This window comes from Peribacillus sp. NPDC076916 (assembly GCF_050269675.1).
Taxonomy (GTDB): domain Bacteria; phylum Bacillota; class Bacilli; order Bacillales; family DSM-1321; genus Peribacillus; species Peribacillus aracenensis.
Map to the genome: position 1 here is coordinate 42,859 of NZ_JBNNIU010000012.1, position 24,120 is coordinate 66,978.

The 24,120-nt window shown below is 39.8% G+C and carries 20 protein-coding genes and 1 pseudogene; 4 read left to right on the forward strand and 17 right to left on the reverse strand.

Annotation, left to right across the window (positions count from 1 at the left end):
• Positions 1 to 32: 32 nt before the first annotated feature.
• Positions 33 to 1,364, reverse strand: a complete 1,332-nt coding sequence (locus ACQKFG_RS23230; protein ID WP_427563277.1) for a (Fe-S)-binding protein — start codon at positions 1,362 to 1,364, stop codon at positions 33 to 35.
• Positions 1,361 to 2,767 carry an FAD-binding oxidoreductase gene (locus ACQKFG_RS23235; protein WP_427563279.1) on the reverse strand — a complete coding sequence of 469 codons (1,407 nt, stop codon included), beginning with the start codon at positions 2,765 to 2,767 and terminating at the stop codon, positions 1,361 to 1,363. Before ACQKFG_RS23235 ends, ACQKFG_RS23230 begins: the two co-directional genes overlap by 4 nt.
• Before the next feature lie 112 nt (positions 2,768 to 2,879).
• On the opposite strand from ACQKFG_RS23235, the gene ACQKFG_RS23240 reads away from it, so the two are divergent.
• Positions 2,880 to 3,521 carry a hypothetical protein gene (locus ACQKFG_RS23240; RefSeq protein ID WP_192204832.1) on the forward strand — a complete coding sequence of 214 codons (642 nt, stop codon included), beginning with the start codon at positions 2,880 to 2,882 and terminating at the stop codon, positions 3,519 to 3,521.
• A gap of 63 nt (positions 3,522 to 3,584) precedes the next feature.
• Here the strand turns inward: ACQKFG_RS23240 and ACQKFG_RS23245 are convergent, their stop codons facing one another.
• The 7 genes from ACQKFG_RS23245 to ACQKFG_RS23275 all read right to left on the reverse strand — a co-directional run bounded on the left by ACQKFG_RS23245 (position 3,585) and on the right by ACQKFG_RS23275 (position 12,112).
• Positions 3,585 to 4,391 carry an ABC transporter permease gene (locus ACQKFG_RS23245; RefSeq protein ID WP_142244692.1) on the reverse strand — a complete coding sequence of 269 codons (807 nt, stop codon included), beginning with the start codon at positions 4,389 to 4,391 and terminating at the stop codon, positions 3,585 to 3,587.
• Complete coding sequence (locus ACQKFG_RS23250) at positions 4,391 to 5,335, reverse strand: ABC transporter permease (RefSeq protein ID WP_098372380.1); 945 nt, start codon at positions 5,333 to 5,335, stop codon at positions 4,391 to 4,393. The genes ACQKFG_RS23245 and ACQKFG_RS23250 overlap by 1 nt, the downstream gene beginning before the upstream one ends.
• The gene (locus ACQKFG_RS23255; RefSeq protein ID WP_192208277.1) at positions 5,299 to 6,432 is read right to left on the reverse strand and encodes an ABC transporter ATP-binding protein; all 1,134 of its coding nucleotides are present in this window, start codon (positions 6,430 to 6,432) and stop codon (positions 5,299 to 5,301) included. The genes ACQKFG_RS23250 and ACQKFG_RS23255 overlap by 37 nt, the downstream gene beginning before the upstream one ends.
• A 46-nt stretch (positions 6,433 to 6,478) precedes the next feature.
• Positions 6,479 to 7,579: an extracellular solute-binding protein gene (locus ACQKFG_RS23260; RefSeq protein WP_427563282.1), complete on the reverse strand. Its 1,101-nt coding sequence runs from the start codon at positions 7,577 to 7,579 to the stop codon at positions 6,479 to 6,481.
• A 20-nt stretch (positions 7,580 to 7,599) separates the two neighbouring features.
• Positions 7,600 to 8,607, reverse strand: a complete 1,008-nt coding sequence (locus ACQKFG_RS23265; RefSeq protein WP_427563284.1) for a TAXI family TRAP transporter solute-binding subunit — start codon at positions 8,605 to 8,607, stop codon at positions 7,600 to 7,602.
• A 163-nt stretch (positions 8,608 to 8,770) separates the two neighbouring features.
• Positions 8,771 to 10,147, reverse strand: a complete 1,377-nt coding sequence (locus ACQKFG_RS23270; protein ID WP_427563286.1) for a sigma-54-dependent transcriptional regulator — start codon at positions 10,145 to 10,147, stop codon at positions 8,771 to 8,773.
• A 24-nt stretch (positions 10,148 to 10,171) separates the two neighbouring features.
• The gene (locus ACQKFG_RS23275) at positions 10,172 to 12,112 is read right to left on the reverse strand and encodes a transporter substrate-binding domain-containing protein (RefSeq protein WP_427563369.1); all 1,941 of its coding nucleotides are present in this window, start codon (positions 12,110 to 12,112) and stop codon (positions 10,172 to 10,174) included.
• A 610-nt stretch (positions 12,113 to 12,722) separates the two neighbouring features.
• On the opposite strand from ACQKFG_RS23275, the gene ACQKFG_RS23280 reads away from it, so the two are divergent.
• Together ACQKFG_RS23280 and ACQKFG_RS23285 are read left to right on the forward strand one after the other, a co-directional pair.
• Positions 12,723 to 13,010: a hypothetical protein gene (locus ACQKFG_RS23280; protein WP_427563288.1), complete on the forward strand. Its 288-nt coding sequence runs from the start codon at positions 12,723 to 12,725 to the stop codon at positions 13,008 to 13,010.
• Positions 13,000 to 13,479 (forward strand): hypothetical protein, encoded by a 480-nt coding sequence (locus ACQKFG_RS23285; protein WP_427563290.1) that lies wholly within the window; start codon positions 13,000 to 13,002, stop codon positions 13,477 to 13,479. The genes ACQKFG_RS23280 and ACQKFG_RS23285 overlap by 11 nt, the downstream gene beginning before the upstream one ends.
• Before the next feature lie 175 nt (positions 13,480 to 13,654).
• Here the strand turns inward: ACQKFG_RS23285 and ACQKFG_RS23290 are convergent, their stop codons facing one another.
• The 4 genes from ACQKFG_RS23290 to ACQKFG_RS23305 all read right to left on the reverse strand — a co-directional run bounded on the left by ACQKFG_RS23290 (position 13,655) and on the right by ACQKFG_RS23305 (position 18,761).
• Positions 13,655 to 14,752, reverse strand: a complete 1,098-nt coding sequence (locus tag ACQKFG_RS23290) for an L-dopachrome tautomerase-related protein (RefSeq protein WP_427563292.1) — start codon at positions 14,750 to 14,752, stop codon at positions 13,655 to 13,657.
• Positions 14,753 to 15,299: 547 nt separating this feature from the next.
• The gene (locus ACQKFG_RS23295) at positions 15,300 to 16,379 is read right to left on the reverse strand and encodes a Ger(x)C family spore germination protein (RefSeq protein WP_427563294.1); all 1,080 of its coding nucleotides are present in this window, start codon (positions 16,377 to 16,379) and stop codon (positions 15,300 to 15,302) included.
• Entirely contained in the window at positions 16,376 to 17,440 is a 1,065-nt protein-coding gene (locus tag ACQKFG_RS23300) for a GerAB/ArcD/ProY family transporter (protein WP_427563296.1), read from the reverse strand. The genes ACQKFG_RS23295 and ACQKFG_RS23300 overlap by 4 nt, the downstream gene beginning before the upstream one ends.
• Positions 17,433 to 18,761, reverse strand: coding sequence for a spore germination protein (locus tag ACQKFG_RS23305; protein WP_427563298.1), 1,329 nt, complete (start codon positions 18,759 to 18,761; stop codon positions 17,433 to 17,435). Before ACQKFG_RS23305 ends, ACQKFG_RS23300 begins: the two co-directional genes overlap by 8 nt.
• A gap of 261 nt (positions 18,762 to 19,022) precedes the next feature.
• On the opposite strand from ACQKFG_RS23305, the gene ACQKFG_RS23310 reads away from it, so the two are divergent.
• Positions 19,023 to 19,175 (forward strand): hypothetical protein, encoded by a 153-nt coding sequence (locus ACQKFG_RS23310; protein WP_427563300.1) that lies wholly within the window; start codon positions 19,023 to 19,025, stop codon positions 19,173 to 19,175.
• A 183-nt stretch (positions 19,176 to 19,358) separates the two neighbouring features.
• On the opposite strand, the pseudogene ACQKFG_RS23315 reads toward ACQKFG_RS23310, so the two are convergent.
• From ACQKFG_RS23315 to ACQKFG_RS23330, 4 genes and pseudogenes are all read right to left on the reverse strand, one after another.
• Positions 19,359 to 19,578, reverse strand: a pseudogene (locus tag ACQKFG_RS23315) (GntP family permease); the annotation flags it as partial.
• Positions 19,579 to 19,846: 268 nt separating this feature from the next.
• Positions 19,847 to 21,310: an NAD-dependent succinate-semialdehyde dehydrogenase gene (locus tag ACQKFG_RS23320; protein WP_427563302.1), complete on the reverse strand. Its 1,464-nt coding sequence runs from the start codon at positions 21,308 to 21,310 to the stop codon at positions 19,847 to 19,849.
• Between the two features lie 57 nt (positions 21,311 to 21,367).
• Positions 21,368 to 22,663: an MFS transporter gene (locus ACQKFG_RS23325; protein ID WP_192204841.1), complete on the reverse strand. Its 1,296-nt coding sequence runs from the start codon at positions 22,661 to 22,663 to the stop codon at positions 21,368 to 21,370.
• A 133-nt stretch (positions 22,664 to 22,796) separates the two neighbouring features.
• The gene (locus ACQKFG_RS23330; RefSeq protein ID WP_427563304.1) at positions 22,797 to 24,041 is read right to left on the reverse strand and encodes an iron-containing alcohol dehydrogenase; all 1,245 of its coding nucleotides are present in this window, start codon (positions 24,039 to 24,041) and stop codon (positions 22,797 to 22,799) included.
• Between the last annotated feature and the right edge of the window lie 79 nt (positions 24,042 to 24,120).

Below are 24,120 nucleotides of genomic sequence, written 5' to 3' on the forward strand. Positions count from 1 at the left end.
TATTGCCTTATGAAGTTTTAATATCCTCTTTATCAATCCAAGCCGCAGGCCTTGGCAAGTATTTCAACAAGGTGCATACTTTTGATTTGGTTTGCTGCCCCCTCCCTTTGAATGCCAATGCTCATTTGCATTTGGCAGCCAGGGTTTACGGTCACTACTGTAGCGGCTTTTGTATCTTTTAGGTTCTTCATTTTATCATCTAGAATTTTCATTGATTCATCAAAGTGAAGAAGATTGTAAATGCCTCCAGATGCACAGCAACGGTCAAACCCTTCCATTTCCGCATAAGAAACTCCAGGTATGGATTGCAATAGTAAACGAGGTTCCTTTTGGACCTTTTGAACATTGCGTAAATGACATGAATCTTGATAGGAAACGATGCCTTGCCATTCTTCAGTAAAGGGGAGAGGCCCCAATTGATGAAGAATTTGACTGATGTCTTTTGATTTTTCCGAGAAAGCCCTTGCCGCCCCAGCCCATTCGTGATCATCTGCCAATAAATGTCCATATTCAAGAAGCGAAGCACCGCAGCCTCCTGCGTTATTTACAATTACATTAGCATCTGATTGCATGAAGGCTTGGATATTCCTCTTTGCCAATGCTTTCGCTTGGTTTGTTTCACCTTGATGGGAATGCAGTGCACCGCAGCAATTCTGATTTTCAGGGAGAATGACCTCACAACCTGCTAAGGTGAGCAGCTCAATGGTGAGACGATTTATTCGTGACATCATGGAATCCATGATACACCCAGCAAAAAATGCCACTTTTAATTTCGTTTCCCCTTTTGCCGGCATTATCGTACCTGTCCGAATTCGTTTGGAGGACGACTCGATGGCTGGAAGTGCTTGTTCTAATTGTGCAAGGGCTGGGGAAACCTTTTGCAGTACATTCGATGAACGGATAAGCTTGGATATTCCTGTTTTTTGATAGAACTGTACTGCACTACCAATTCTGTTCATCCGATTTGGATATGGAAAAAGATGAACCAAAGCCAGTTTTTTGATCTTGTTCATTTTGTTTTTTTTGTTGCCTGACGGGGAGTTTTCAATGGCTTCTTTTGCCGCTTCCAGTATATGTCCGTATGGCACACCGACAGGACATGCCGTTTCACAAGCACGGCAGCCTAAACATAGATCGATCGGTTCAGCTAAATCTTTTTGGAAATCTATTTTCCCTTCGGCTGCCATTTTCACTAGATTAATTCGACCGCGTGGAGAGGCGGATTCCACTCCCATTGATTCATATGTAGGACAAGCTGGTAAACAGTAACCGCATTTTACGCATTGGTTTGTCCAATCATAGGCATCTGAATATAAATTATGGGCTACTGCATTTGTCTCGTTCGGTTTGACGGATGGACTCATGTAACCAACACGACCCTCGTCTGGCCTTTATCAGGAAAAATCTTTCCTGGATTCAGGATATTATTGGGATCCCATGCTTCTTTAATTTTTTTCATCATATTCACCCCTGTTATTCCTAATTCCATTTTCATATAAGGTGACTTTAAAGTACCGATACCATGTTCCCCGGAAAGTGTCCCTCCTAGTTCGATTGCGGCTTCAAAAATTTCACTGACTGCAAGCTCCACTTTTTTCATTTCCGTAATATTTCGTTTATCGGTAATGATGTTCGGATGTAAATTGCCATCCCCTGCATGGCCGAATACAACCAAGTTCAACCCGTATTTCTCCCGGATATTGTTTAATCTCTCCATCATCGCCGGTATTTGACTGCGTGGAACGGTCGCGTCTTCAGAAATTTTTGTAGGACCCATTTGTGTTATGGCCGGGGAAACAGATTTACGCGCACTCCAAATAGTTTGGCATTCTTCCTCTGTCTCCGCTATCTTGACGTAGGAAGCACCCTCCGCCTTGCAAATATCGGCGCATTTATTGATTTCCTCCTCGATTGCCAATGGGTGACCATCTATTTCTATGATCAGGATGGCTTCTGCCTGTAGAGGCAATCCTGAAGGCCGATAGCTTTCGACAGCACGGATACACGCGTTATCCATCAGTTCCAGGGCAGATGGTAGAATCCCTGACGATAAAATGCTGGTAATGGCATGGCCAGAGTCTATCAAATGATTGAAGTGGGCGACAAATGTTTGTTTAGATTGAGGTTTTGGTATTAAGCGGATGGTTGCCTCAGTAACGATGCCAAGGGTACCTTCCGATCCTACGATCAATCGGGTCAAATCATACCCTGTTACATTTTTTACGGTCTTTCCGCCCGTGCGAATGATTTCTCCCGTAGGGGTGACCACCTCCAGGCCTATCACATATTCTTTTGTCGTTCCGTACTTCAATCCCTTTGGGCCACTGGAATTTTCTAATAGATTCCCGCCTATCGTGGCAACGTTGGAACTACTTGGATCCGGGGGATAGAACAAGCCGGCTTCTTCAGCCTTTTTATGGATATTTGCCGTAATCACACCTGGAGAAACAATGGCAAGCATATTTTCCCGATCAATGATCAATTTATCCCGTAAAAGGGTCATATCAAGAACCATTCCTCCTTTAACAGGTAATGGGCCTCCACTTAACGAAGTTCCAGATCCCCTTGGGTAAACAGGTATTCCGTGAGTATTGGCCAATTTAATCACTTCACTGATTTCCTCCGCATTTTTTGGCTGTATAACGATTTCAGGTAAATATTCCCCAAAAGAAGCGTCATAGCTATAACAATACCTTTCTGCCAAATCAAGGAACATTCTGTCATTTGGAATTACCTGCCTAAGGTCGTCCAGGGCCTCTTTCTCCATGCTTCTCACTTCCTTTCATAATAGTAAATTGGAAAAGAACCATCTGCATGTTATATAATGGCATTTTATGATTTTGCTAGATATAATGATGAAAGAAAAAGGAGGTTTTTTTGTGAAAATCGCACTGATTCACGCAACCACAACTGCACTACAACCAATTGAAGTGGCCTTTCAGACTGTTGCTCCAAACATTGAACTCCTTCATTTCATGGACACAGGTCTGCTCGCCTTGATGGAAAAGAGCGGCAAGTTGACTCCGGAAATCATCCGCCGCTTTTCTGCATTAGTGAATATAGCGCATGATTCTGATGTTTCATGCATCCAACTTACTTGCTCTGCTTTTAATGACATCACTTCAATCTTGCAACCTCTATACCCTGTTAAGTTATTTCGTTCAGACGAGGCCATGCTTGATGAAGCGCTTCGCTATGCTAGCATCGGCCTGGTTTCAACCGTAAAAGAAACGCCGATCGCCCTTCAAAATTACTTATTAAATAAGAATCCTGACTGTATGATCGAATCATTGGTGGATCCCGGGATCATCCATTTATTATCACAAGGAAAAAGAAAGGAACATGACGATCGGGTTAAAAAGATGGTGGAACAATTGGACGGAAAGACAGAAGTGATTTTGCTTTCACAATATAGTATGGAACATATCGCAAAGCAAGTTAATCCCTCTGTCCCTGTCCTAACGGCTCCACTATTGGCTGCCAAAAGGTGTTTGGCTCATTTGAATGGAACATTTGGATGAGTTTTCTTCGAAAAAATCAGAACTTAACCACCATGATCGGTTGTCATATCATTCATCTCGTTTTTACCCGTTAGTATGATGGGAACCACCAAAAACTTTCCCGACACCTTGAATTTTTTCAAGTATGACGATCAGAAGGACAGATATGAAAATAACCACACTTGACACGGATGCAACAATTGGATTGTAGGCATCCTGCATTTGCGAGAATATTTCGATCGGCAGCGTTCTCATTTCCGGTGATACCATAAAGAGAGAGACCGTTACATTATCAAAAGATGTCAAAAATGCGAATAATCCGCCTGAGATGGCCGCGGATCCTATTAGCGGCAATGTCACTTTCATGAAAACTGTTAGTGGATTCGCTCCAAGTATGGCCGCAGCCCTTTCGAGATTATAATCAAATCCACTTAAACCGGTTAATACGAGCCGCATAACATAGGGTATGCAAATGACGATATGGGCAATTAAAAATCCTGTAGACGTACCGGCAAGCATCATTGGTGTAAAGTACATTAAAAGTGCAATCCCCAAGACTAATTGCGGCACACTTAGTGGAGAAGTTAAAAGGGCCGTAATATATGATTTTCCAGGTATATCATACTTTGCGATGCCAAGGGCACCCAAAGTTCCGAATATGACGGAGAAAAGGGCAGCCAATGCTGCGAACTTCGCACTGTTCAAAAAGGCTTCCAAAAATTCAGGACGCTCCAAGATCTTGGAATACCATTGCAGTGAAAAGCCTTCAGCCGGAAAACTTGGATAATTGGCACTTGTGAAAGAAGCGGGAATAACGACAATGAGCGGTATCAAGATATAGATAATTGCCAACACGGCTACGGCAATCCGAAGGCCGCCAAACGTTTTCATCATCGGAATACCTCCTTGAATTTCCCTTTTTCAAACACCCTGGTAAAGACGGCCACTGATATGACAGTGGTTGCTAATAGAATATAAGAAAGAGCAGATCCGAATGTCCAATGCAGCAAGTTATTTATTTGATCATAGATGACAACAGGCATCACGGGCACATTGGCTCCTCCCATTAGTGCAGGCGTAACATAAGCACTCATTGATAAACTGAATACGAGAATGCAGCCAGATACGATACCAGGGATACTTAACGGCAATGTAATCGAAAAGAACCTTCTGAATGGGCTTGCCCCAAGTATTGCTCCTGCCTTATCCAGAGAAGGATCAATATTATATAAACTGGCAACGATGGATAAGATCATGAAAGGAAGATATGCATTGGATAGCCCTATCACAACCCCGATTTCCGAAAACAATAGTTTCAATGGCGCATCAATTATGCCAAGGGCCATCAAGGTTTGATTAATCGTTCCGTTAGGCAATAGCAATAGATACCAGCCAAAATTACGGACAACTATACTTACCAAGAGCGGTGACACGATCAAGAGAGTGATATACCCTCTGATCCGCGCTGAACTTTTGGCCATCGTCAAAGCTACCGGATATCCAAGAAATAAAGCAACCAAGACCGAATATAAACTGATTTTCACTGTCAGCCATAAAGAAGATAAGTAATAGCTATCGGTAAATAGTTGTGTATAGTTTTTCAGGCTATAAACTGCATCCGCTCCTCCAAGATTATCTGTCGATATGAAGCTTAAATATAAAATGTATAACATCGGTATGACAAAGAAACCAAATATGAAAAGCAGAATCGGCGTTAAAAGGAGTAATCCCGGAACCCAGACTTTCCTTTTCTTTATTTTAGGTTCCTTTTGCGGTTCGATAGGATTCGTTTCCTGTTCTATTTCTTGACTAGCATAACTTCTGATGGGCTCCATCCAATCAGCACCTCACTTCCATTTTGCCATGATGAATCGAAGGCGGAAGTCAATACTTGAATACTTTTCCCATGTAATAGAACATTGATTTCCCAAGAGGTACCAAGATAGTTAATTTGGCTGATCTTAGCATGTTGGAAATCCAATGGAGAGGCAGATTTTTCTTCAAGAGAAACTATTTGCAGTTTTTCTGGTCTAATATATAGCTTCACTTCATCACCAGTTTTCAAATCACTATCATTTCCCATGATGTTGTTTGCATCGACATGAGTGATATCAGGTCCTATCTTGACTGAAACTTTCCGCTTATCCACAGCAGACACATTCCCTTCAAAACAATTCGATTTTCCGATGAATTGAAACACGAATTCAGTCTTGGGATGATTGTAAATCTCAGTCGGAGTACTGATTTGTTCAATTTTCCCTGCATTCATGACCACAACTCGATCTGACATGGAAAGAGCTTCTTCTTGATCATGGGTCACAAAAATGGTCGTTACGCCAATCTCCTTTTGTAAGCGCTTTATCTCGGCCCTAAGTTCATGGCGTAACTTTGCATCAAGATTTGAAAGCGGCTCGTCAAGCAATAGGAGCTCCGGCTCAACTACAAGTGCTCTGGAAATTGCAACACGCTGACGCTGACCTCCTGATAATTCCCTTGGATAACGATTCTCCAATCCTGACATTTTCACTAATTCAAGCGCTTTACTTATCTTCTTTTTTTGCTCAGTTTTACTAACTTTGCGCAGTTTCAAGCCAAAACTGAGATTTTCATAGACTGTCATATGAGGAAAAAGTGAATATGTTTGAAAAACCATCCCTAAATCTCGCTTATAAGGCGGAACTTTCGTCACATTATTGCCTTTAATATGGACCTCTCCCCGATCTGCATCGAGGAACCCAGCTATTAGGTTCAAGGTTGTGGACTTTCCGCACCCTGAAGGCCCAAGAAGAGTAAGTAACTCTCCTTGTTTCACCTCCAGATCAATGCCATTCAGTACAACGTTCGTTCCAAATTGTTTAAACGCGCCTTTTATCTCTACATCATTTTTGTTTGACCCAAACCCCTGAACTGCCTCCAGGTGTTGCCTATTCATTTCCACATCTTTTTTTAATAATTCCATGTGATCAACACGCTCCTTTTTATTTGAGTTTTTTCCCTAATTCAGGAGTAACCTCTTTCGCCCATCTGTCTGACACCTCTGCGCGGATTTCGGCAAACTTGGCGAAATCAGGTTTGAATGTTTTATCACTTGCTTTAAGGCCGATTGACTCTTCATATTTCTCTGGAATTTTCATTCCTTCTACAGTTGGATAAAATCCTTTTTCGGAAATTAAAGCTTGCGCTTCTTCACTGATTACATAGTTGATGAATTCAAGGGCTTCTTTGCTATTTGGCGTATTTTTCACGAGACCAGCACTAAAAGCTTGAAGCGGTACACCTTCTTTTGGTACGGCCATCTTAATGGGAATACCTGAAACGGCTAGTTCACCTATGGAGTAACTTCCCATGACCGTTACGTCAGCAGCTCCTTGTTGGACAGCTGGCATCATTTGCGTTGAGTTTTTATAAAAGGTATTGGAATAAGCTGCAAGATCTTTCGCTTTTTCAAGACCTGGTTCCATATCTTCCGTACTGCCGCCGTTTGAAATCGCCAGACCATTAAGGGTATTGAAACCCCAGTCATTCGTAATATCTGAAAATGCCGTTTTACCCTCGTAATCAGGTGATACAAGATCATTCCAAGATTCAATTGGTTTTAACCCATTCTTTTTAAAGGTTTCCGTATTATAGGCTGGTGCAATGACTAAACCGAATGCTGGCGCGGCAGCATTTTCAATCGGAATGAAACGTGGATCCACCGATTTCATATTGGGAACATTGGACTCATCAATTGGTACGATCAGTTCCTTCTCCTTAGCGCGAATTACATCAACCGGTACAAAAAGGGCAACATCTATTTGCGGAGCGTTCTTCTGTAATTCCACTTTGGATAAAATTTCACCTGATAAACCGGAAATATAATTAACAGTGATTCCCGTTTCTTCTTTGAACTTTGGTGCAATCACATCCCTGATGGCACTTTCAATGACACCGCCATTACCGGCAATCGTTATTTTTTTCTCTCCTTTTTCACCCGCACCCGTTTGGACGGATTCCCCCGGTTTTTGCGGAGTAGGATTACCACATCCCGCAAGAGCGATCAATACTATTATTGATAAAAGAGTCAGCAGTTTTTTCATAGTCATTACCCCCTGTTTTTTCATTGATCTTCAATAATTCCTTGTTCGTTAAAATAATTCATGGCCCCTGGATGAAAATCAAGTGGCACTTGTTTAGTTGCTTCATTTATTGAAATATCAGAAGCAGCTGGATGTGCATGCTGTAGTTCAGGCAGATGTTCATATAATGTTTTCACAAGACTGTATGCATGAGGATCAGACATTTCCTTGTAGGTCACCAGGACATTTTTAATTGAAATCGTTTGGACATTTTTTTTCATTCCACTGTATGTATCTCTGGGAATTTCATCATGGGTATAAACTCCATATTGTTTTTGAAGACCTTCAATGATGTCACCCGGGATTGGAATAAAAGATAGTTCGGTCCGCTTGGATATGAAAGCGATTTCATTATTCGGAATCCCCGAAGAAAAGAAAGCCACATCAATAGTACCATTTCGTAATGCTTCTGCAGATTGAGAAAAAGAAAGATAGGATAAATTCAATTGATCAGTCGGTAAATTAGATTCTAACAGTATCCGCTCTGCAATAAGCCTTGTACCGCTTCCCGCCGTTCCCACACTAATGCGTTTCCCAACTAAATCCTCTAAGGAATCAATACCATTTTGTTTAGTAGTAACAATTTGTACATAATTGGAATATAGGGCCGTTAAAGCTCTTAACTTGGATTTATCCGTTTCAGGCAAATCCAGTACATCCACTGTGGTAAAACCAATTTCTGCGCGATGGCTGCTAACCAATTCAGTATTTTCGATGGAAGCATGGGTTACCTGGGTACCTGACACGGTTCCATTATATTTTTCATACATATTTGATAATCTTTGTCCTAACGAAAAATAAACACCTGTCATATCTCCAGTTCCAATGATTATCATCCTATTATTTAAATCCTGTCCTTCAGAAGTTAGTTGACTCTGAATCAAGGTAGTAGCAGGTTTAGATATTTCCTGCTGCTCATTCATAAAAGAACATCCTGTCATGAAACAAAATAACAAAGCGACTTTTATAAAGAGTGCTCCATTCTTCATCGTGGCCCTCCTTTCTTAATGTATTTTAGATGCAAATACCATGCCAAGTCGATTTTCTGCTTTAAAACGCAAATCCTGCCGATTTATTGAATGATATACACGTATAAATCGGCAATTTTTGCCGGTTATCCAGAAAAAAATGCCGATTAACACGATGAGCCTTTTATTCTCCTTTTGAAATGAGCTTGATTTTATCACGAAGGCTTCTTTCAGAAATCTTTAGGATTTGAGCTGTTTTTTGCCGATGGTTTTTACAGTATTGAAGTGTGGCCGTTATGGCTTTTTCTTCAATCTCTTTCATGGATATTCCGATAGGGATTTTGAAACTATTAAAATCTTCGTCATTGCCGCCCTGCTGAAGAATGAACTTCTGTTCTTGAACATATTGCGGCAAGTCGGTATCCTCCATTTTTTTCGAGTTCGATAGGGCGACAGCATATTCTATGATGTTACCAAGTTCACGGACATTGCCAGGGTAATGGTAATCCAGTAAAATCCGACGTGCGGCTGCCGAGAACGTCTTATCTTCACGATTCATATCCTTAGCGTGCTTTTTTATGAAATAATCCATAAGGATCGGTAAATCTTCTTTTCTATCTCTTAGAGGCGGCATCGTGATGGGAATGACATTAAGCCTGAAATACAAATCCTCCCTAAATTCCCCTTCCATCACCATTTGTTCCAAGTTTTTATTGGCTGCACTTATAATACGGACATCCAATGAGATTTTTGCATTGGATCCAAGAGGCGTCACTTCCCGTTCCTGCAATACTCGTAATAATTTGGCTTGAAGAGGAAGGGGCATTTCACTAATCTCATCGAGAAAAAGGATGCCTCCATTAGCAGCAACGAATTTCCCTTCCTTCCTTTGTGTTGCACCGGAAAATGCTCCCTTCTCATAACCGAACAACTCCGATTCCAGCAGCATCTCAGGAATTGCTGCGCAATTGACAATCTGCATTGGATTGTTTTTCCTTCTTCCTAGCGTATGGATGTTCCGGGCTACAAGCTCTTTTCCAGTACCACTTTCACCCGTGATAAGAACACTGGAATCAATATCTTTCACTCTTTCGATCATTGAGAAAATACGCTGCATCGCCTTGCTGTTACCAAGAAAGTTACCAAATCCCTTTTGAATCCCCAATTCTTCATGTAATGTCTCCAATTGATTGGACATCTGTTTGAATTCGGCTGCCCTCATCAAGAGCAAAGAAAGTTCTTCAATATTAATTGGCTTTTCAATATAGTAGTAGGCCCCCTTTTTTATGGCCTCGATGGAAGTTTCAATGGATGAATAGGCAGTCATCATGATGACTGTTACGTTAGGTGCTATTTGTTTGATTTTCTGCAGGACATCAAGTCCACTTTTATTTCCTATTCTCAAATCTAGTAATAGAATATCAAAAGGTTGATTGTCGATCTTCCGGAGCCCCTCATCCGGGTCAGTGGTTGCCACGACCTGATAAGAATCTTCCAACGCAAAGCTAAGAGCAGTGCAAATAGCAGGTTCATCATCAATCACCAATACTCGCATTTTCATATAACTCCCCCTCTTTCCAGGCTTCTATTCGATATATAAAGGTAGTGAAATGGTGAATTTCGTACCTGTATTAGGATAACTTTTTACATGGATATCTCCGTTATTTTCTTTAATTAACCTATACGATAACGTTAGTCCCAAACCGACCCCCTTTTCTTTATTTGTAAAAAACGGCTCGAAAATATGGTTCAGTTCCTCCTGTTTCATCCCTTTTCCCGTATCGGATATGGTAATCCGCCCTGTCTTTTCGTTCTCTTTATCAATGGAGATTTTAATGGTCTTTTCCTTTGTTTCTTCAACGGCATGAATCGAATTCAACACCAAGTTAAGAAGTACTTGTTGAATTTGTTGTAAATCTATATAAAAAATAACGTCCTCCTCAATCGTCTGCTCGAAATTTATTTGTTTTTTTTCCATTGTCACCTTATGAAAAGCAAGTAAGGATATAAGTTCATGAGCGTGGCAATTTGTAATATTTGGCGGACGCGGACGTGCATATTCAATTAAATCGGTAACAATCGCATTCAAACGGTTAACTTCAGTAGGCAAGTGCTCCATTAGAACTTGTCGGAATTGAGGATTATCATATTTACTCGGAAGTAAATCAATGAATGTTTTAATCGATGTCAAAGGATTCCTTATTTCATGTGCGACACCTGCAACTAGTTGACCAAGGGCGTGCAGCTTTTCTTGCGTGACCAATTTTTTCTCCAATGTTTTCTTTTCCGTCTCATCATTCATGGAAAGTAAGTATCCGGTTTGTATATCTTCAGAATTGAACATCTTATGCATCGAATATGAAATCACCTTCTGGTCATTTTCCTCATCAAATACCAAGATCCGAAAAGAACCCGTAAGATTATTCCCATTTTGTTCTTGATGTAAAGCTCCGAAATTCCTCATTAATTGTGAATGATTCATAAAATTCAGAATCATTTCCTTGGAAATTTCAAGAATGTCTGATGCCTTTGCATTACAGCTGGTAATCATGAAATCGAGATCGAATGTAATGATCCCATTATTGATATTGTTTAAGACTTGATCTTTGAACGCTTCAGCATTAGCAATGTTTTGCCGTTGTTTCTCTAAATCCTTATTTAATAAATGTAATTTTAACGTCTGGTTATGAACGGATTTTTTTAGCTTTTGATTCCATATGTAAATGATTAGAAGGATAAGGGCCACGGCAGTTAGGGTGATGATCAACCAGAATATGAATTGCTCCAGCCTGGCAATTTTTTGATTGGATTGTGGCATGACCCATTTATCGATTATACCATTGATATTCCGGTTGGCTTTAAGTTCTGTGAGTGTATTATCCATCATGAAAAGAAGCGATTGATTCCCTTTTTTCACTGCAATCGTATAATCCGCTGGTTCAATGACTTCATCGAGAATGATGTAATTCTTTTCTTGGCGGAACTTTTTCAAATAGAAATCTGCAGTCCATTTGTTCCCGATGAATACATCTGCACGGTTGTTCAATAATGTTAAAATACCCGAGTATTGATTCGAAACGGTCGTTAAATTTGTATTCCTCATATTGAGAAATGTACTGATTACTGGAGTATTTTGGTCAAGGACAACGTGTGAATCCCGCAGATCCGTTAACGTATGAATATCCTGTTTCCTTTTACTAGGAATGATTATGGATTGGGACATTGTAAAATAGGATTGAGTGAAATCAAGTTGGTTATCTTTTTCGGTATTATAGGTACTTCCAACAATAGCATCAATTGTTCCGTTGCTTAAGGCTTTTTCCGCTTCTTCCATCCTCATCGGAATATATTTGAAATCTACGCCATTATATTTTGCTATTTCCTCCATTAAATCAATATTGATGCCTGTCAGCTCACCAGCTTCATTTTCAAATGAAAATGGAGGAAGAGCACTTTCCCCAGCAATAATAAAGTTTTTTTGTTCAGCAAAAATCGTGGGAGACCAAAGCGTTTGAACAAAGACCATCAAGCAAAATATACTTATTAGAAACAGCTGCTTTTTAATTAAGAGCCCTCCTTCTGTGTCAAAATCTTTGCAGTCAGTATTTCTCGGCTAAAAACACCCTGATAATATACTTCTCCAATCAGGACTTGAACCCTTTAAATTCTTAATATAATCTGACACAATCTAACAATAACCTACATTGTAACAGGGATATATTACGGGATAAATTAAAGAATTAATATATGGTATATGGAGTATCCATTAAACCCAATTGTTACTGGGAGAAACAAAACCTAAAATTTTATTTTAAAAATATAAATTTTTTTATGTATCAATACCATACATTTTACGATTAATCCCGCCAAGATTTTATTTCGTAAACCATAGTATAGAAGATTGGAAAAAATAGTGACTGCAATTCAATAAAAGATACTACCGTGCCCTTTAGTTACATAACATAGTTGCTTCAGCAACCCGAACCACTTGAGACTGCCCCGTAAGTTCCATAAGAGTACGGAAATGATTCAAAGAATGAGGGCCGCTATGGAAAACAAAACCAAAAGAAACAAAGGAATAAAAGGGATGCGTAGAGAAACAGTTAAAGAATTTTAAAAAGGAGGTCTTATAATCAATGTCCTACTTTAAAACAGATGAGGAAGCTTTTAATCAGTTTAATTGTTATCTAAACGATCAAGAATTGTCACATAAGCAATTAACTCCTGATATTGTATTTGGATGGATTAGGGAGCAAAATCACATTCCTTTTATTAATACTTCTTTAAATCAACGACTGCTCAATGAAATGCAAATTACTGCTCATAAATTTTATGTAGCCTCTCTACATTGGTATTACAAAAGTAAACACTTTCATCTTGAAAAAGATACAGCAAATATGCTTGTGCAAACAGATGTCCCATAGTGTTAAAGGATCAGATTTAAATATCCCATTTCCTTGTTTCTATTTAACTGTTCCGGAGGATATTGTTACTGTTTCGTTTGCAGGTGATGAGGGAGAATGTTTGTATGAAGGAGTTTCTCAAGGTGTTTATGTGATTGAGGTAGAGAGGATAGGTAATATTTATTGGGATATTGTTGCCTCGCTAAAAGTAAGAAATTATAAAAATAAAACACAGACAGGTAGTGTGATGGTCGCTGTAAATTTACCAGCTGGTGAACATATCGATATATTTGAATCAGCCAAAAAGGTTTTTGATAAACCTTTCCCTAACACTAGTGATCCTTGCCAGTATTACTATAATAAAACTAGCCGTGCCATTTTAGAAAGATCCCTGTTACTTTTAGTTAATACCTTACTTTATCTCAGGTCCGATAAAGCTATAACTCGGCATATTTCCCAACTGTATCAAAGAAAAAGAATCGTACAATGAAATCAAAATCAGAGTTTTGCTCTCCTTATATACGTGTTGGAGACAACGGAAGGCTTATAAAGAAGCAGGCTTTTCAATTTGAGTTAAGTCACCTCTTTATTATAGGACAGTTGCGGGCATATCTGACAAAAAAGGCAGCTCCCTGATGGGGGATAGCTACCTCCGTTTACGATTACTATGAAAAGGTAGGAGCAGGGAATTCATCAATTCTCATACGAAGTAAACTATATGGTTTTTCCCGGAGGTCTCTTCCATAATGAAATCTCGCCTGCCGATGTAATTGATTCACAATGACATATAAGTATTGATCAGGGCCAATCGAAAAAGTATCCGGCCATAAAATTCTCGGGTCATGTGCGATGGTTTCCATTGCGCCATTCGGCAATATCTTCCGGATACTATTGTTTTCATAGTCTCCCGCATAAACGGTTCCTTTTGAGCCGGTGATCATTCCATCAGACGCACCTTTTTCCCCCCAATACTGCACATATTGGGATAAATTCAGGTCCTGTATCCCCCTGTCTCTTAGGGCTTCTGTTGAGATCGAGAACAGCTGACGGCTGGTTAGCGGAGCATAAAATAAAACCTTTCCATCAGGAGAAATCGCTAAACTATCGGAAGCCAATCTAAATGGGAAAGTCGAGCCGTCCGGGTTTCGATTCATCAAAATTTCACCTTCTACTTTCGGCAAAAAATAGGGATCAGGTGAAGTTGATATTGCCCCATTTAACCGTCTAAACGCGTTCCCATTTTCTAAATCTACGACGATAATAGCCCCTGGCCCTCTGGAAGAAGAATCCGTTATATATGCATAGCCTGCTCTTCCAACCCTAAAATCCAAACGGACATCATTCAGATAAGTTGTTGGCAAGACAACATCTTCTGTAAAGGTATATACTCTCCTTATTGTATTCGTGCTTAAATCAACAGCAACTAATTTTGCTTCCCCTTGAATAGGTTCAGAAAAATTTGGTGCCCCTGTATCTAGTACCCAAAGTGTTCCTCTTCCATCAGCAACGATACTTTGGACACTGACGAAAGACATCGTAATATTCCCAGTATTAACTAAATTGGTTTCTACACTGGGATAAGGCTGCAATTCACCCTCAACAATTTCCGCCACAGTAAATTTAACGTCGTCTCCCCATTTCGGAAAGCATACAAAAATACGACCGGTTTCGGAAACACTGACACCTGTAGGCATAGCCCCATAAAAAGCATGCACCAGTTCAAACTGCCCAAAATATTTTTCCGTAGGTAACATAGGTTGCATGATATCCTCCTTATCAAATCCGAACGGATAACACCTATATATGATGAAAATTTTTTGTAGTGCCTGGTTCTTGATAAATTTTTCTATCGTGATGGATGCTGTGGGTTTATTAGTCCAGGAGAAACATGGGAGTTTCGATAAAGTGATTCAAACTTCCACTGGCTCTTCAAGGACCGGGAATGAGAGCATCTGAATTTACGTTTGCAGTCAATTTTAGAACTAACATAAAAACTATTATGATTTGCTCCCGTCCAGCAGCCTGGTTAGAAAATAAATCTGTCTCCTTTACAGGGGAGTATTTTTAAGTTTAGTGTAACCTTTTCATCCTGAGCATAAGTAAGAATTTTAGAAGCCTATAAAGTGGGCGGATATTCATTTAATATAGATTATTTAAGAACCTCATTTACTTATGATACGGTTCCCCGTAACGAATCAAAATGGATAAACTGTAGTATTTCCACTTCAAAGTGCACTATGATGCATGGGGCTCTTGATAATAATCATTTTAAAATTAAAGCCTACCCATTTTTTGTATGATATCCAAAATCTATTTGTCAGTTATAGTCTTGATATTTCCCTCGTTTTGTATAGTAGTATGAATAGTAAGCTTCATTTCTAGATTGGGATAATACTTCTTTCGCCAGTCCTTCAATTCCTCATAAGGAATTTTATTTCTATAGTATTGTCCCAAACCGAAGACATCTGTTTCTTGCTTTTGAAATCGTTCCAGCATTTCATCAAAACGATTTGCCATTACCTTTTCCAGCTCTTTTTTAATTATTGCATTGGAAACTTTTCCCCTTCTCTCTTGAATAACTACATTTAAACGAATCGTTGAGAACATATATGGAATATGATTTCTTAGTTCACCTTTATGAAAACCTGTATTTCCAACAATCATGATGGTTGCATGTTCCATTACTTCTACCCTTCCCTTCATACTGTTCCCATGAAAGGCATTAAAAAGGAGGGTTTCTTTAGGATCCATTTTAGAAACTATTTTTCCTCTTTTCATCACTGCAGTACCTGTATAAGTAACTGCAGTATTTTCCCCTGATTTGACCATAGGAATTGCTACATTTTGAGTGTAGGAATTAAGGGCTCGATAAACATGCCATAGACGTGTTAAAGATATTTGTGGGGTCCAACCTGCATATTTCTCAAAAAAGTCATAAAGATTTATCCCTTTTTCTAGATTCTTTTTGAGTGCTAAGAAAAAAGAATCTATATTATCATCACATATTGCGATTAATGTTTTTGAAGATATTTCACGAATTCTCATAAACGTGTTAATCGGTTCTTCCATCCCGCCTTCTTCTACTAATTTTCGATCAAATATGATTATCCTTATGTGCAATAAGTCTACACTGCTTTCCATATTAGTTCTAATATCCTCTACAGCTTTTAAAATGGTTAACCCAGTTCCTTTGACAATTGCCTGTTTTTGAACACCCTGTGAAGAAATAGGAATTTGAAGTAAGACTTTGAATTTTTCTCCCTCTTTAGTAATTCCCATTGCAATAGGAAAGGCTCGATGGTTAATGTCTTTAATATCCCAGCAACCACTTAATGGCATCAATATACATAGACTAAGTACTAGTTTAAAACAAATCATAATTCTTCTCATGATAGTCTTTTTCTCCTTACACCGATTAGGAATATAATTAAAGGGAGTACGATTAAAATATAAAATCGGAAAGAAGTATTCCACCATAGCAACTTCTCAGTCTCATGCCAACTAGGAATACATAAGCTAATGATAAGAATGCTAACAGATAAGGCTACAATATGATATTTTTGCTTTAATCCCGGGAAATATTGACTCATTATTATAGAGGACTGCCATAAAAGTAAGGAAGTAAGCAACATGATAAAGGTAACTAGACTTAACGCAAAAAACAAGGTTGCCCTGTCAAACATAAGCCATTGAAGCTGAACTGTATCCAATGTGGTTATAAAGGGAAAAAGCAGCGTACTAGCCGTTTCATTTCCAAAGGTTAAAAGAGGTAAATAAACGGATAAGAAAAAAAATGGGATAAGCAAAAAGACTGCAAACATGATTTTTTTAGAGTTATACGATATTTTTCCTGGAATAAAACCTAAAAATGAAAAAACAATGGCGAAAGAAAAAAAACTTGTATAAAAGGGAGGTTCTCGAAAAAAATTAAAGCCGGTATCCATAATCGGAAAGGCATTATGCCAATCAACGTCTTGAAAGCAAATCGAAAGCATAAGTAAGATTAACGGGAAAAAGATACAGAATATTAATAAGGCTGTACGTAAGATGGTTTCGATTCCTTTTACGGCGATATAAGTTGAAATAAGAATCATTAATGTAATAATTGCCCATGTAGGAGTATTCGCTAAAAAGATAATGTTGGTCACTTCTGCATAGGCGCTGACAAGTTCAATAGTAGTTATAATTAAGTAAAGAAGAACAGGAAAAAGTAATGTGAAAGAAAAAGCTTTACCGAAGGTCTTTAAAATACCGATAATATCCTGTTTTGGAAAATAAGATAGACCCTTTAGGTAAAGCCATAAAAATAGAATGAATATGACACATTGAATTAAAATCGGTTCCCAGTGACCTTTTTGTGTGCTGGCAATAATTCTTTCCGGATAAATGAAAAAAATAAGACCAAAATGAGACATTAACCCCATGCATATAACCTGAAGGCTTTTATCCAATTCCCCCCCTCCCCTTAGTTAAACTAGTGTATGGAATTCCAAATATCTCTCGACTTGCAAAGTAAGCGCTTATGCATACCAGACCGGATAATATGCCCAACACGCCATAGATTGAAGCAAAAATAACAACTACATATTTAAGTAAGCGCAGGATTAACGCATTTTGAAACCCTACAACGCTTGAATTCGCTATCGAGGTTACTGCTACAATGATAATTAACAGGTTGCTAACCAACTTTGCGTCTACTACTGCTTGTCCGATGACAATTCCCCCTACCATTGTTACCGTTGGACCGATGCTGAGCGGAAGCCTTATACTCGCTTCAATAATTAACTCTAAAATAAGGAGCATAATTGTAATTTCAACAAAAGGGGGATAGGGTATTCCCTCCCTGCTCTGAGCAATCGATAAAGCCAGTTCAATTTTTAATATCTCAGGATTTACAGCAACAAGGGCCACATAGAGAGCTGGAAATATAAGGGTAATCAAAGCGCCAAGAACACGTAAAAATCGGATGGCGCTCATGATTGGGTAAGCGTAGTTACGGTCATTCGCCTGGGCGAACATATCCCATAATAAATGTGGCAAGATAAGCGCAAAGGGAAAACCGTCAACGAATATAATGACCCTTCCTTTGTTTAAACCATCTACTGCTTCCAATGGCATTTCTGTGTTATTAAACTGAGGGATAACCTCCCATTTCCGCACACCCATAAAACGACAAAGATGCTGAAGATAGAGAATATTTGTGTGTTGATTCATTTCAATATGTGAAATGATCTTTTTGATCACACCTTTATCTGCTCGGTCGTCCAAATAAACTATTGATAATTTCCTTTTTTGATCACTTCCTACCGTATAGGTTTTAACTGAGAGCTGAGCAGAGGAAACTTTTTTTCTCACTATTCCTATATTTGTTGACATGTCTTCAATAAAAGAATCTAAAGGACCTTGTAATACGTTTTCATTAGCCGGTGGTTCAATTGACCGATTCAATTCTTTGGGAAGTGGTTCAAATAGCAACATTATATTTTTTTCTTTTGAGTAAACAATGAGTTTACCCTGAAGAATAGACTCTATTGCTTCTTCACTATTTATTTCAACACCTTTTCTGTTGAAAAAAGTTCTTTTTACTTTTATTGAATGATTCACTTCACTGGTATCCATATCTTTTTTTAATATTTCTTTTGTTTTTATAAGGTTAACTATTGAATGTAAACCAAGTAAAAGGACTGCTTCACCATCCAAACTAAACGGTTCTATGAAAAAGTCTTCTGCATCTTTAAAAGCCTCATTTATTTCTACTATTATTGAGTTCATGACTTCTCATTTTCCCTTTCAAATTTCATTATTTCTTATTTTATTTTCCCCCTTTGGCTTGTCATTTATACAAATACCAAACTAGGTAAAATATGACGTCTGAGATATGTTTTTTAACGCCACAACCACATATTCGCATGTGCATATTTCGAGCATGGTTTTTTTACAGAGGATAATAACCCGGTTATTTGGAGGGGGATAAAGCCTGTCATAGAAGGTATAGCTGCTGCCAAAGAAGCAGGTCTTGGAGTTAAAGTGAATATGGTAGTGAAAAAAGAAAAAAAGAAACCAATCAATCCCAAATCCTTCCGAATTTCACTTTGGAACCAGAGGGACGACTGCTATTCGGATGAGAGGTCAGCTGGAACAGTGAAAAAACAGGATAAAATCGAAATGTCATTCGTGGGCGGGTGACAAATAGCGAGTTCATCCTCAATCATAAAGGGATGGTAACGTTTCCATCCCTAATTCAAAAATTTGATTATGGAGGGCTTATTTGTTTTCATACAAAAAAGAGCTTCTAATCAGCTTCTGGTATTGAAGTAAAGTACCGTTACTTTAAACAATTTATCATAATCTTCTAATTCCTTTTTATTATTAGACCAATCCAGTTAAGCTGTAGACTAAAATAATTACAAATGCTGCTAGTGACTTAAAAATTGTAATCACAAAGATATCTCCATATGATTGTTTGTGTGTTAAGCCTGTAACCGTAAGTAAGATAATAACAGCGCCGTTATGAGGTAACGAATCCATCCGCTATGACACGGTGCATTACTTCGGGAGGAATATTATATTGATTAATAGCTTGTATATACTAATACTAGAGCTAGTTTGACAGACCAAATACCTGTTACTGTCGCAAGATTTACTTTCCCAAACAAAATAAGCGAATTTGCATGTTACCAATTCAAAAATTCAGGATATTTTTTATTTGTCTTAGGATGTAAAACAACCTGGCCATAGGTTCTGTAACTGATGTTTGTTAATCAATGGGGAGCGTGTGTTGAATTAAGACTTTTTATGAGGTAAATAAGAAAAGGCTTAAGGATCCGACTTCACCTTAAGCCTTTTCTTGCCCTATTTTAAAAACCCATCGATATATATTTTTCTTCTAAATATTCATCTAGGCCTTGATGGCCGCCTTCCCTCCCCATGCCGCTTTCTTTCATGCCGCCAAATGGGGCTTGTGCAACGGTGGGAATGGCGTCGTTGTAGCCGATGATGCCGAACTCTAGAGCTTCGGATACCCTGACTCCCCTGCTTATATTCTGTGTGTAAAAATAAGCGGCCAGCCCGTACTCTGTATTGTTGGCAAGCTCGATCACCTCTGCTTCTGTATCAAACGGGATGATTGGTGCGACCGGTCCAAATGTTTCCTGGTGTGTGATGAGCATATCCTTGTTCACTCCACCCAGAACGGTCGGTTCATAGAATAATCCATCAGCCAATTCCCCTTCAACTCTTTGTCCGCCACAAAGAAGGCTGGCACCTTTTGCCAAGGCATCTTGTACATGTTCCTCTACCTTTTCCAGGCCATCACTGCTTACAAGAGGTCCGACTTCAACAGTTGGATCGATGCTATTTCCGACTTTTAGAGCTTGTACCTTTTCAACAAAAAGTGCAGAGAATTCATTGATGACAGAACGGTGGACGTAAATGCGATTGGCGCATACGCACGTTTGTCCGGTGTTCCTGAATTTGCTTGCAACGGCACCAGCTGCTGCGGCTTCCAAATCAGCATCCTCAAAAACGATGAACGGTGCGTGTCCTCCAAGCTCAAGGGAAAGCCTCTTGAGTTGCGGGGCTGACTTGGTAACCAGCAATTTGCCTACTTCAGTAGATCCAGTAAAAGAAATTTTCCTTACTACCGGGTTTTCAAAAATTTCATCCGAGATAGGTCCGGCACTCCCTGTTACGATACTGACCACTCCAGCAGGCACTCCCGCCATTTCCACCAATTTCCCAAACGCTAACGCACTAATAGGAGATTGTTTTGCAGGCTTGACAATGACTGTACAACCAGCGGCCATCGCAGGTCCTACTTTCCGCGTCATCATGGCCAACGGGAAATTCCAAGGGGTAATGGAAGCGACCACTCCAATCGGCTGGCGAATCACCGATAGCCTTTTATTTGCAGCAGAAGCAGGGATCGTTTCCCCATAAATCCGGCGGCCTTCTTCAGCAAACCATTCCAGGTAGCTTGCAGCAAAATCCACTTCGCCCCGGGCTTCCGTTAAGGGCTTGCCCATTTCCATACTCATGATTTCTGCTAATTCATCTTTATATTCATGCATAAGGTCATGCAATTTCTTTAGATATTTACTGCGTTCCTGTGCCGTCAGTTTTGACCAGGATTTAAACGCTTCCTCAGCAGATGCAATGGCCGCATGCGTTTCTTGGCGTCCTCCGTTTGGAATCCTTGCCACCATTTTCCCTGTTGATGGATTTGTTACTGGTAAAGTTTCTCCAGTATGTGCTGCAGTCCATTCACCGTTCACATACATTTTCAGTTCAGATAAATTGATTAATCCACTAGTTTTCAGCATGAATAATTCTCCTTTTTTGTTGTATTTGCAAAGCGCTTCATTATTTACACAAAAAGATTAGAGCCCTGAAACTTTAGTTCCCCCGTCAATGTCCGTGTTAATGGAAATCCTTTCATTTTTAAGAACGAAGGTATACCCCACAGCAGCAATTAGGCAAATGACTACAGGTATGATCAGGGCTATATTGAAATTATTGAACTTCGCTACTAAGATCCCTGTTGCGACTGGAGCAATCCAGCCAGCGAGGTTCCCCACGAAGTTTTGCAGCCCGGCAAGCTTTCCTTCCGCACCCTTTGGAGCAACATCCGAAACAGTGGCCCAGAGAATGCCCGCAGCCAATCCTTCACCGCCGATTGCTATTGAGATATACGTAAGTGCCATTATGGCGCTGTCTGTATAGATCGTCGGTATTATGGCTAATGGAAAAAGCATGCCTATGGTTAAAACAGTTTTTCTAGCTTTGATGGAATTCCAGCCTTTTTTAATCAAGAAATCCGACAACACCCCTCCTAGAATATTTCCCAGAAAGGACATGATCCAAGGCAGCATCGTGAAAAATCCGGCTTTTAAAAGAGTCATTTGCCTTTCGACTACAAGGTAAGTGGGAAGCCAGGTCATCATTAAATAAGTAAGATAGTTATGGGCAAACAAGCCATATAACATAGGGTAAACACTTCTGAATTTGAAGAATTTAAATGGCGAGATGTTTAATGTCGTCGCTTCTTCGGTTTGAGTTTGCTCCCCTTTGATATAGGCTACTTCGGCCTCGTTTGCAATCTTACTTTGCTCTGGATGGTTTTTGAAAAAGAATAACCAGAATGCCAGCCATACAAAACCGATGGATCCAATTACCACAAAGGATGCTTGCCATCCCCAAGTCTGGATGATCCATGCTAAAATGGGTGTCGTTATCCCAATCCCGATAGCTGTACCAGAATTAAAAATCCCGTTTGCAATGCCCCGTTCGTGTGACGGCAGCCAGTCTGAAATAACGCGCGTATTCGTCGGAAACGCTGGCGCCTCTCCGATTCCCATTAAAACGCGGATACCAATCAGTCCGCCAAGTGAGCGTCCCATTCCAGTAAACACCGTACAGAGCGACCACCATACGATGGCAATCGAATACGTTAAGCGTGCCCCCAATTTATCAACGATTACCCCGACCGGGATCTGCATTAAGGCATACGACCAAAAGAACGCTGACCCCAATATCCCGAATTCGACTGCCGAAAGCGAAAGTTCCTTCATCATCGAGGGTCCTGCAATCCCAAGAATTGCCCTATCCATATAATTGATTGTTGTTGCGACGAAAAGGAGTACCACTACAAGCCATCTTCCATTGGTCTTTTTCATACGTCACCTCATTAGATAATTATATTCAGGTAGAAAAATGCTGCGGGAAATCCATATGTCCGAAAAAAGTTAAAAAGGGAAAACTGATTCGAAATTCCCTGAAATCCCAGGTGATTTTCAAATTGAATGGTTTTTATACATTCACGATCGCCGTTTCTGAACTTTTGACACTGCTTGCATTTCGATTATCATTATTAAAACCTTCAAAATCCCCCTCATAAGCCTTCTCTATAATCAGTTGGATATCCGATGCCTTCGTCAGCCTTGGATTAACCACCACGTTACCGCTTCGCATGGAATCTTCCACTAATTTCGGCAAAACGTCCAATGAGACTCCTAGCTCTTTAATATTTAGAGGAATATTCATGCTCCGATTCATTTCGACGATGGTTTCGATTGCTTTCTCGGCTGCTTGCGCATTGGATAAATCGCTTACATCCTTTCCTAAAGCTATTGCAATTTCTCTATACTGATCTTCACATGCCGGCAGATTGAATCTCATGACGAATGGCAATAGTGCTGCATTTGCGATGCCATGCGGGATATTAAAGACTCCTCCAAATGTATGGGAAATGGCGTGTACATTACCCAGTCGGGATTGTGAAAAGGCTGCACCAGCTAACAGGGAGGCTACAAGCATGTTTTCCCTGCTTTCCATGTCCGTTCCAACAAAGTACGATCGTGTTAAATTTTCACCGATCATCTTAATGGCCTGCATCGCGAAAGCCTTGCTAACAGGGTTGGCAGATTTGGAGGTATAAGATTCAATTGCATGAGTAAGAGCATCCATACCAGTAGCTGCAGTAATCTCTTGAGGCAAATTCAATGTAAGGGCAGGATCCAATATAGCTAGCTTTGGAAACAGAAGTGAACTAAGTACACCTAATTTAAAAGAGGTTTCCTTATTCGTTACCACTGTCGAATTAGTAGCTTCACTGCCAGTTCCAGCCGTCGTCGGGATTGCTATAATCGGGAGCGGGGGATTGGAAATCTTTCCAACCCCTTCATAATCCAGGATATGGCCGGGATTAGTAGCCATTGCCGCGATGCCCTTGGCAGTGTCAATGCTGCTTCCTCCGCCTACAGCCAGAACCGCCTCCATCTTTTGCTGCTTAAGATACACTGTACCCTGTTGGATTGTTTGAGCTGATGGATTAGGCTCCACCTCATCGTAAATCTCAAAATAAAGATTTGCCGAGGCAAGGGATTTTTCAATGCCTTGTAAGAGACCGGCTCCTCTAACCCCTTTATCTGTTACGATCAGCACACTCGATACACCTAAATCCTTAATTAGTTCCCCTGTTTTTCCAGATATTCCGTTACCGCATTCCACCCGTGTCGGCATACTATATGTAAAAGGCATAAGAGACATTTTCATCTTCCTCTCCATTTATATTCTATTAGATAGTGAAACCCTTTCCGCCCCGGTCTGCAGATCCATCATGAATGGTTAGGAT